The sequence below is a fragment of the Desulfotomaculum sp. genome (genome assembly GCF_982386235.1).
Window position 1 is genome coordinate 1 of record NZ_CEVWQM010000044.1, and the last position, 9587, is coordinate 9587.

Annotated in this window: 8 protein-coding genes and 1 pseudogene; 8 read left to right on the forward strand and 1 reads right to left on the reverse strand. The window is 46.5% G+C overall.

Features of this window, described 5'->3' with window-relative positions; translation table 11 throughout:
- From ltrA to AC1U9Z_RS17155, 8 genes and pseudogenes are all read left to right on the forward strand, one after another.
- The coding region (gene ltrA, locus AC1U9Z_RS17120) for a group II intron reverse transcriptase/maturase (RefSeq protein ID WP_479958439.1) at window positions 1-1409 on the forward strand (1409 nt) is incomplete at its 5' end.
- Window positions 1410-1891: 482 nt separating this feature from the next.
- Window positions 1892-2272 carry a DUF6173 family protein gene (locus AC1U9Z_RS17125; protein WP_479958440.1) on the forward strand — a complete coding sequence of 127 codons (381 nt, stop codon included), beginning with the start codon at window positions 1892-1894 and terminating at the stop codon, window positions 2270-2272.
- 134 nt (window positions 2273-2406) lie between these two features.
- Entirely contained in the window at window positions 2407-2538 is a 132-nt protein-coding gene (locus AC1U9Z_RS17130) for a hypothetical protein (RefSeq protein WP_479958441.1), read from the forward strand.
- Between the two features lie 278 nt (window positions 2539-2816).
- Window positions 2817-3536, forward strand: a complete 720-nt coding sequence (locus tag AC1U9Z_RS17135) for a hypothetical protein (RefSeq protein WP_479958442.1) — start codon at window positions 2817-2819, stop codon at window positions 3534-3536.
- Window positions 3537-3876: 340 nt separating this feature from the next.
- Entirely contained in the window at window positions 3877-5106 is a 1230-nt protein-coding gene (locus AC1U9Z_RS17140) for an MBL fold metallo-hydrolase (RefSeq protein ID WP_479958443.1), read from the forward strand.
- Window positions 5107-5298: 192 nt separating this feature from the next.
- Window positions 5299-5622 (forward strand): PadR family transcriptional regulator, encoded by a 324-nt coding sequence (locus tag AC1U9Z_RS17145; protein WP_479958444.1) that lies wholly within the window; start codon window positions 5299-5301, stop codon window positions 5620-5622.
- 738 nt (window positions 5623-6360) lie between these two features.
- A pseudogene (locus AC1U9Z_RS17150) lies at window positions 6361-6738 on the forward strand (M14 family zinc carboxypeptidase); the annotation flags it as partial.
- 168 nt (window positions 6739-6906) lie between these two features.
- The gene (locus tag AC1U9Z_RS17155) at window positions 6907-8667 is read left to right on the forward strand and encodes a M14 family metallopeptidase (protein ID WP_479958446.1); all 1761 of its coding nucleotides are present in this window, start codon (window positions 6907-6909) and stop codon (window positions 8665-8667) included.
- Window positions 8668-8752: 85 nt separating this feature from the next.
- On the opposite strand, the gene AC1U9Z_RS17160 is transcribed toward AC1U9Z_RS17155, so the two are convergent.
- Window positions 8753-9313: a uracil-DNA glycosylase gene (locus AC1U9Z_RS17160; protein WP_479958445.1), complete on the reverse strand. Its 561-nt coding sequence runs from the start codon at window positions 9311-9313 to the stop codon at window positions 8753-8755.
- Window positions 9314-9587: the final 274 nt, after the last annotated feature.

The window sequence follows — 9587 nt, forward strand, 5'->3', positions numbered from 1 at the left end:
GCTACCTACAGGCGGAGTCCGCCGAGCAAAGACCTCCGAACAAGGGAAACTCTGGCCAGACCACCGGGATCGGCACGCAGAGACCGAAAGCAACGTCGCTTGGGCTGGACAGAGTACGAGAAGCAGCGAAACGGGACCCAGCACTCAAATTCAACAACCTGATGCATCATATCACCACCGACCAACTCCACAAGGCCTACTTACAACTAAATCCCAAAGCGGCAGCCGGAGTTGACACAGTCACATGGGAACAATACGGCAAAGGCATCCGAAAACGACTACAAACACTACACGAACAAATCCAGAGCGGCCAATACCGGGCACGCCCAAGTAAAAGAATCTATATCCCTAAACCAGATGGTCGTAGACGCCCAATTGGTATTGCTGCCCTAGAAGACAAGATCGTGCAGCAAGCATTAGTACAAGTCCTATCAGCAATCTACGAAGTAGATTTCAAAGGCTTCAGCTACGGCTTTCGCCCCGGCCGAAGCCCACACAACGCCCTCGATGCCGTCTATGTTGCCATAACGCAGCGAAAAGTGAATTGGGTGCTCGATGCGGATATCCGCAGCTTCTTCGACACACTCGACCATGAGTGGCTGATGAAATTCGTGGAACACCGCATCACTGATCCAAGGATATTGCGGCTGTTACGAAAGTTCTTACGCGCCGGAGTATCCGAAGATGGGAAGTGGTCAAAGACCGTGGTGGGGACACCACAAGGTGCAGTAATATCACCTCTACTGGCAAATATCTATCTGCACTACGTCCTAGACCTATGGGTAGACTGGTGGAGAAACCACTGTGCACGCGGCGAAGTCTATATAGTACGCTATGCAGATGACTTTGTGTTGGGATTCCAATACCTTGAAGATGCAAAGCAATTGCATAAAGACCTGAGCAAACGGCTGTTCAAATTCAAGTTAGAATTACACCAAGACAAAACTCGTCTGATAGAGTTTGGGCGCTTTGCAGCGTCTAATCGAAAAAGGCGGGGAGAGGAAAAGCCAGAGACATTTGACTTCCTTGGCTTCACGCATATTTGCTCCTCGAGACGCAAAGATGGCAAATTTACAGTGCGCCGAAAAACCATAGGTAAACGTGCTCGAGCAAAGCTTAAAGCAATCCGGATAGCCCTTAAGGAGAACCGGCATTGGCTAATACCGGAAACGGGAAAATGGCTAAGAGCGGTGTTCATGGGGCACATGAACTACTATGGCGTCCCCGGTAACCGCAAAGCCATCGACGCTTTTCGAACCGGACTAGCCAAAGCTTGGCTACATGCTCTACGGCGCCGAAGCCAGAAAGGAAGGAACCTGACCTGGAATAAGTTCCAGCACTGGTTTTCCATGCGGATACCAACCGCCCGAGTAGTCCACCCATACCCGAATCAACGCCTCTGCGTCTGACCTAAGTTAAGAGCCCAGTGCGGTAATCCCGCACGCTGGGATCTGTACGGGGGGTGCCAGGTAACTGGTATCCCTACCGTGACTGTTGTGTTGTAAGTCGACCTTCTAAGCCGTTGCAGTAAAGAGACCAACAAGCCCCGTGGGAAAGCAAGCAATTAAGCGCTCTCTCACGGGGCGGGTTTTACTCTCGCAACCCTTGAAGCAATTAAGCCGGGGATGGTAGAAATAAGAAATATTTATACAAATGATGGTATAATGAAAGGTGAGAAAATAGTTTGGGGATGGGTTTCCTTTTCAAACTTACACTGACAAGTGGAATAGGATCCCGTTCTCAAATGTTTTATGGTAGGCTTTGTAAATAAAACGGGGTGAAAACAGATAAGGGGTGGCTTATTTTTGATGATGCCTTGTGAACCGTCTGTTATTGTAAATAAGGTTAGATGGTTGCTTGCAATTACCATAAACCAGAGAGGAGGGGGAAAATGTCACACTTATTACCGGATTACAGCTTTCTAAACACCCAAATTCCAAAAATTAAAATGCCAGATTTGCCAACACATTATATGTGGTCTAGTACCCAGTTTGAGATAATAAAGCGACATATACAGCAATATGAAAAATCATTAGACTCAGAACATGAGGTTGGGGTAATGCTTACAAATTTTGGGCAATCAGTTTTAATGCAGGTAACAGAAGTATCGTATGAAGAGTCAGTTGTGTTGATATTTCGGGGTTACGTAAATGGGAAAATGTCAACATTAATCCAACATATTAACCAGCTCAATTTCCTGTTAACTTCAATGGAAAAAGAACCGGAAAAACCGAAAAGAAGAATAGGATTTATTAGCCCTAGTGAAAAATGATGCCTGTTCTTCATCCCAGTATGACAAGAGAAATAGTCCATTGTCCGAAAACGTAAACGGTGACAGTCACCTGGGAAAGTATGGTTATTGATGTTGGAGAATTAGCCAAATAAAAAGAACAAGGGTTGAAAATCATGATAGAAGCAATTGTTGGAAAGGAACTGCAGCGGCACTTTAAATTTGCTGCCAACATGACCAGTTCAGAAGGAAGTATTGAATTTGAATTAAGCGGCAATCTCACCTTTGCGGTGGCGACAGAAGATTAAATAGGTGATGTTGACTGGCATAAGAGGATACAATAGAAGGCAACGGTTGTGTTGTAAGTTGACTGTCTGGGGCTGTCACCAACCACAACACAGCCCCGTGGGAAAGCAAGCAATTAAGCGCTCTCTCACGGGGCTTTTCTTTTTACCCCCAGCAACCCTTGGGAGCAATCAAGCTCTTAAGGGGCTGGGGATGACCGAAACAAAGTTTATACAAATGATGGTATAATGAAAGAAATAATATCAGAATCATTGTTGGAAAAAGGAAGGAGGTGACTAAAATGGCTATAGTCTATACTAAGAAAGAAATTGTCGGCATGGTTGATGAATATTTGCAACCTGTCAAGGTTAATAAACTGCATTGCAAAGGGTTCGTAAACTATCGGGGAATTACTTCTGACACCAAGGAAAAGTATACAGAAGTTATAGCGGCATACCTGTTGGAACATCTAGGGGAATTGAAGTACATTAACCTAGAGGGGCGGACCGGTTCTTATAGTGTATTCCGTGATGGGACTACACCTCTGGCTGCTGATGGACGCAAGTGGGAGCAAGAAGAACAACGTATTGCAATGAGACTATTTAATAAAAAGGGTCTGCCACCTTTCAGTGAGGTTTTCCACTACCAGACTCCCCTAAAAGACGGCAGGGGTATTGCTATTGATCTTTTGGCCCGGGATGAGAAGTATGTTTATATCCTGGAACTAAAGCGGCCCAGTAGCAAAGAAACACTTTTGCGCTGTATTTTGGAGATATATACATACTATCGAATGGTGAATTACGGGAAATTACTGGCTGATTTTGAAATTGAAAATAACCCTACTTTGCGTAAAGGTGTACTTGTGTTTAAAAACAGCCGAGCGCATAAGGATTTTTCCGACCCCAATGTGCGTCGACTGATGCAGGAACTTGAAGTGGATTTCTTTATGCTTGATAAAAGCAGGGAGGAAATTGTGGAAAAATATTATTCTAACGAAGCAGGAGGACAGGTGAATGGCTGAAATAATTGCCACAAGGGGTGACAACACATTCATTCTTCAGACATAGCAAACTAAAGGTTATGTTGTGAACTTAGATGAGGGTATAGTGAGTGAAGAAATGGAGATAAACGCTTTTTTGAAATTTGGTTATTGGGAACCTTATGGTGGGCCTATTAAGGCAGAAGAGCTTCTCAAAGTCATAAACAAGAAAAAGCATAACCTGGGCCGTAGGAATTTGTTTTGACAAAGCAATATACAACAGTACTTAGATGAAAGGCTTTTATAGATGAAGGTAATTATATATAGAGGGACCAAGGAAATAGGGGGAACATTCCTGGAACTTCAATCTAGAGCCAATAGGATGTTGATCGATGCCGGTTACCCGCTGTTCCTCAACAACAAACCCATTGACGATTCCGTGGCATCGCTAGGCCCAAAAGCTCTGCTTGAACTTGGTGTGTTGCCCGATATTAAGGGTTTATATATTTGGGATAGCCCAGGGTTTGATGGGGTTGTTATTTCTCATGCCCATATTGATCATTATGGGTTACTTAAGTTTGTTAACCCGTCAATCCCCATTTACCTTTCGGCGGGCACCTTAAAACTCATAGAGATTTCCAAGCTCTTTCATTTGATAGACAAGATTATTCTCGAGAATTATGATTTCAAGATGTTTAGAATGTATGAACCGTTTTCTATTGGGACCTTCAGAATTATGCCATATCTGATGGACCATTCGGCCTTTGATGCGGCGGCATTTGAGATATCGAGCTTTGGGAAAACTATTCTTTATACGGGGGATTTTCGTGGGCACGGGCGAAAAGGTATCTGTTTGGATAGATTCATCAATGGTGCCACGAAAGGTGCCGATATACTTTTAACAGAAGGAACGCTGTTGGGGCGGCAGGATGAAGAAGTGTTAACAGAGCAGGAACTTGAGGAACAGATCGTCAAAAAGGCTAAGGGGTTTGCAGGCCCAGTTTTATTTCAATCATCAAGTCAAAACATAGACCGCCTTGTCAGTTTTTATAGGGTGGCTTTACGGCTGGGCAGGGTTTTTGTTGTTGATATATACACTGCCAATGTTCTTTATGAGCTTCGCCAGCTTGGGAACAAGCTTCCCTACCCCTCAACGGCGTACAAAAATATAAGAGTGTTTTATCCTTATCGATTAACCCAAAAGATATTTAACGAAATCGGGGAAAAATATGCGAAGCGGTTTTCGGCATTTCATATCTCCAAAAACAAACTAAAGGAGCAAGAAGAAAATATCATTATGGCTGTGCGGCCTTCAATGAAAAGGGATATAGAAATAACGGGGTTAAAAAACGGATTATTTCTGTACTCTATGTGGAGCGGGTATCGTAACAGTGATTATCAGAAAAGGTTTGAGAGTTACTTAATTCAGGCTGGCTTTGTTATGCACCAACTGCACACAAGTGGACATGCGTCTATTGCGGATATAATAAAATTGATCACAAAACTTGACCCTAAAAAGGTAGTACCTATTCACACAATGGTCCCTGATGCCTTTGCCGCAATTGCAGATCAAGTTGTCCTTATTGAAGATGGCAAGATGTTTAATGTTTAGATAGCTAAGAATCACTACACGCCCCGTGGGAAAGCAGCTATTAAGCTTTCTCACGGGGCGTTTTGTTTATGTATGGCCTCTGGTCGTTGACAAGGTAGCTACTCCATGTTATTGTATAGCCGGTACCCAACATAACTGATTACCAACAACATATGACAGTGAGGAGGCGATATTCTGCAAAACCTAAGTGAAATGCTAAAGGGTGTGCTTGATGGGATAGTGCTGGCAATCATCAGTCAAGGTGAAACATACGGGTATGAAATAGCTAAGAAACTTTATGCAATGGGTTTTGAAGACCTTGCCCAGGCGACTGTGTATGCATTGTTGTTGCGGCTGGAAAAAAATAATTTGGTATTTGTATCGAAAAAACCTTCAAAAAAAGGTCCACCAAGAAAGTTTTACACCCTTAATGGGCGGGGGTTTGAAGAATTAACCTCCTTTTGGGCCAGGTGGGATTTCCTAAGTGAACGTATTCAAATATTAAGAAACAACGGGGGTGAGGATAGTGAACTTTAATCAAGAAACCAGGAAAAAATTGAACAATTTGCTAAGGAACAATCACAGTACTACCTGCAAGAAGCCGAAATGACCTACATGGAGAAGCTCCGTCAAGAAATTGGCAGGGGTAAAAAGAAGGTTAGGTCAGCCCTGGGGAAGTTGAAAAGCCGCTCTGAGGCATCACTTGAAGCATAGGGGGAGATCTCGGGAGTAAGCCGAGATTGGATAGAGAAGAGATTAGCAGTAAGATTGATGAAAACGAGTTAAAGGGTTGTAGTAAATGTTAGGAAGCGGGCCCTGACTGCCCAAGAGCAGTCAGGGCCTTTTTCTTATGTTGTTGTACAGTACTTTCTGCGCGTCGAACTTGTAGGTGCTACAAAGTAAGGGAGCTTTTCTTTCCTAGAAAAAAATTCCTTGAGCTTGCAGGAATACTTATGCATTGCGGTGAATAACAATGCACAGCAACAAACAAAGGAGGTGGGAGCGGCAAAAGGGCGAGGATGATGCAGCTAGTTTTTTCCATGGTCCAATTTACGAGGAGGTGCTGTTTTGAAAAAGAGTGTTGGTTCCTTCCGTCTCCTGACTATTATACTGGTTTTGGTGTTGGTTCTAAGCCAGGTGGTATCCGCGGCTTCTGTTCCCCCGCCTAAGCAAGTCTTAGGTTATGACATTGGGGCTGATTATGAGCTTACCCCTTGGGACAAAATCGTTCAGTATATGGAAAAACTAGATGAGGCCTCTAACCGGGTTCAGGTTATGCCTTACGGTACTACCCCGGAGGGGAGACCGATGATCCTCACCGTGGTGTCTTCAGAGCAGAATATAAACAACCTGGCCAAGTACCAGGAAATCAGCGCAAAACTGGCAGATCCGCGCGGCCTAAGTGAAAAAGAAGCCCAAAAACTGATTAAGGATGGTAAGGCTATCTACTGGATCTGCGCCAACATTCATGCCCCGGAGGTGGGGAGCGCGGAGATGGTCATGGAGCTGGCGTTTAAGCTGGCCACAGGCAATGACCAGAGGACCAAAAACATACTGGATAACGTAATTGTAGTTGTTGACCCGTCCATTAATCCCGATGGTCACGATTCCTTTACGGAGTGGTATCATAAGTACAAGGATACCGAGTGGGCGAAAATGAAGCCACGGCCGCCTTATGTGGGACACTATGTGGGTCACGATAACAACCGGGACATGATCGCCCTGGCGCTGCCTGAGACGGCCCAGAATATCGAGGCGCGGTTCCTTTTCCACCCGCAGATTTACCACGATTTGCACCAAAGCGGTCCGGCGCGAATGTGGATGAATCCTACTCAGGATCCTAACGACCAGAACATCAGCCCCATTACCCAAGCGGATTGGATCAAATACGGTGGGCATATTATTTCCAACATGACTGCCAAGGGAATGGCCGGTGTGGTTACAGCTACCCGTTATGATAATTGGTATCCCGGGTATAACGACCAGTTTACCACTTACCACAATGGGCAGGGAATGTTGTTTGAAACCCATGGCGGTTGGGGTGCAACCCCGGACACCAGCGGGCCCAAGGCACTAGAGAAGGAGTATCACTGGTACATGCCTATGCCTTGGAAGGGCGATATTTGGCGGCTGCGCGATAATATTGATTACCAGGAAACAGGCGTGCTACTAAGCCTTGAGCTTACAGCCCAAGAGAAAGACACCGTTTTGGAGCATTTCTACCTCAAGGGTAAAGAGGCGGTGGCAGCAGGGAAAAACCAGGCCCCGTATGCTTATCTGATTCCGGCAGGGCAGGGCGACCCGGCAGCGGTGGCCGATTTAGTGAGCAATCTGCTTCAACACCGCATTGAGGTCCAGCAGGCCACGGCTGCCTTCACAGTAGAAGGAAAGAGTTACCCGGCGGGTACTTATGTGGTGCTTCTTAACCAGCCTTACCGCAATTTGGCCAAGACTCTGTTTGAGGTTCAAGAGTACCAAGATTACTTTAACGAGCCTTATGATGTTACAGCCTGGACTTACGGCCTAATACGCGATGTGGACACAGTGGCAGTAGGAGATAAGAGTATTTGGAAGGTGGGGCTGGAGCCTGTCGTTGCGGTGAACCTGTCCGGTAGTCTTAACGGTGGAGAATCGGCCCTGGGGTACTTGGTAGAGCACAACAGCAACAACAATGCAGCGCGGCTTCTTAATGCTCTCTGGGAGCAGGGCGTCAGCATCCAGCAGGCGACAGCAGCCTTTACCGTGGACGGTATTACCTACCCAGCCGGTACTTTTAAGGTCAGCGGTGTGGATTATGAAGAGCTTAAGGTCCAGGTGGAGACACTACACCTTATGGCCCACGCCCTTGTCAGCGAACCTGAAGCCGACTTTGTTACTCTGTCCCAGCCGAAGATCGGCCTCTACCATGGCTGGGTGGACACCATGGATGAAGGTTGGACCCGTTATGCTTTGGAGCAATATGGTTTCCAGTTCGACCGGCTGGATAACAATGCTGTCAAAGCTGGCGAACTTCACCAGTACGATATTATAATCCTCCCTGATATGCGTCCCGAGAACATCTACGCCGGTTCGGTCAATATGCCCCCGTCATACCAAGGGGGTCTTGGTGACGAAGGGGTAGCAGCGCTGGCTAAGTTCGTACAAGGTGGCGGTACTCTGCTGGCCATGGGTGAAGCTTCGGCTTTCCCAGTGGAGCACGGGTTGGTTGCCGGTGTTGAACTGGCGGACCTTAGCGGTGTAAATGCCCCGGGTTCTCTCCTGGGTCTTATTGTGGATCCCAACCAACCAGTAGCTTACGGCTACGACGCTTACGAGGCCGTCTTCTTTGAGAATAATCCGGCCTTCCTGGTCAGTCCAGCCAGCAGTGCTGGTGTGGTGGCCAGCTTTGGTGACGAGCCGCTTCTTTCTGGTTACCTGGCTGACCCAGAGAAGCAATTGTCCGGTAAGGCTGCCATTGTGGAGGTGCAAACGGGCGAGGGGAGCGTTATCTTAGCCAGTCCCGACCTGGTGTACCGCTTCCAGGCCCAGGGAACCCTTCCCTTCCTCTTCAACAGCATCTTTAAAGCGGCAGGTGACAAATAGCTAAACGCCAACAAGGGAGTCCTCAAGGGCTCCCATTTTACTTGGGCCTGCAATTTCATGATATGTCAATGCACTCCATGGTCGTTTAGCGCTGCAATAGACTAACCGCTAGCTTCCAATCTTGTAGAAAATATTTGTAGAGGACGGGTCTTCTTCTAACTGCTAACGGGTGATATGATGCGATCACCTCATAATTCCTTACTAGGTGTACTTTGCCCCTAAGCTGCTTAACTTCGACAGCCGGATCTTCAAAAAAGGACTGACAGGCAACATTACCAAGGCATAGTACGATCTTTGGATTTACAGATTCTAGTTGTTGCCATAAATGCCCAATGCAGATGGATCGGGCGGTTTGCTTATCGTAAGCGCGTCTTGGTCGGCACTTTAGGACGTATGTTATGTACAGTGAACTTAAATCGAGGCCAGCTTCATAAGCTGCCAGTTGCAAGGTTTCTCTTGTGCCACATAAAAATGGTCGGCCGTTTTTATCTTCTCTGGCACCTGGGTTATCAAGAACGACAAAAATAGGGGCAGAGGGATTACCCTCTCCCCAGATAACCCTTGTTCTCTGTTTACACAGTTCACACTGCCGGCAGGATTGGCTAATGGCTGGGACGGCGTCCTCCGGCAGGATTGTTGGTAGCATCGTGTTCAAAGCAGATAACTCCTCTACGCCTAATTGGTGTCAGGATATCTGTTCATATATTTACCCATTTAGGCAAATTTGATAGGCGGCTTTAACTTAAACCTCGGGGTGGCTAACCAAGAACCCGGGGGAGAGGTGTTGTCTACTAGGAGCGTGATCCTTTGTGCAGGGGGTGCAGATATACCAAGCGGCCGCGAAACCCACATTTAGCACCGCCACGTCCTTGAACACGGCTGACATTTCCTCCTTGGCATTCTCGATGAAGTTGAAGTAG

Bases quoted from the DNA above. Each gene is read 5' to 3' on its own strand.
- AC1U9Z_RS17125 (WP_479958440.1), top strand. From the start codon at position 1,892: ATGTCACACTTATTACCGGATTACAGCTTTCTAAACACCCAAATTCCA.
- AC1U9Z_RS17130 (WP_479958441.1), top strand. From the start codon at position 2,407: ATGATAGAAGCAATTGTTGGAAAGGAACTGCAGCGGCACTTTAAATTT.
- AC1U9Z_RS17135 (WP_479958442.1), top strand. From the start codon at position 2,817: ATGGCTATAGTCTATACTAAGAAAGAAATTGTCGGCATGGTTGATGAA.
- AC1U9Z_RS17140 (WP_479958443.1), top strand. From the start codon at position 3,877: ATGTTGATCGATGCCGGTTACCCGCTGTTCCTCAACAACAAACCCATT.
- AC1U9Z_RS17145 (WP_479958444.1), top strand. From the start codon at position 5,299: ATGCTAAAGGGTGTGCTTGATGGGATAGTGCTGGCAATCATCAGTCAA.
- AC1U9Z_RS17155 (WP_479958446.1), top strand. From the start codon at position 6,907: ATGAATCCTACTCAGGATCCTAACGACCAGAACATCAGCCCCATTACC.
- AC1U9Z_RS17160 (WP_479958445.1), bottom strand. From the start codon at position 9,313: ATGCTACCAACAATCCTGCCGGAGGACGCCGTCCCAGCCATTAGCCAA.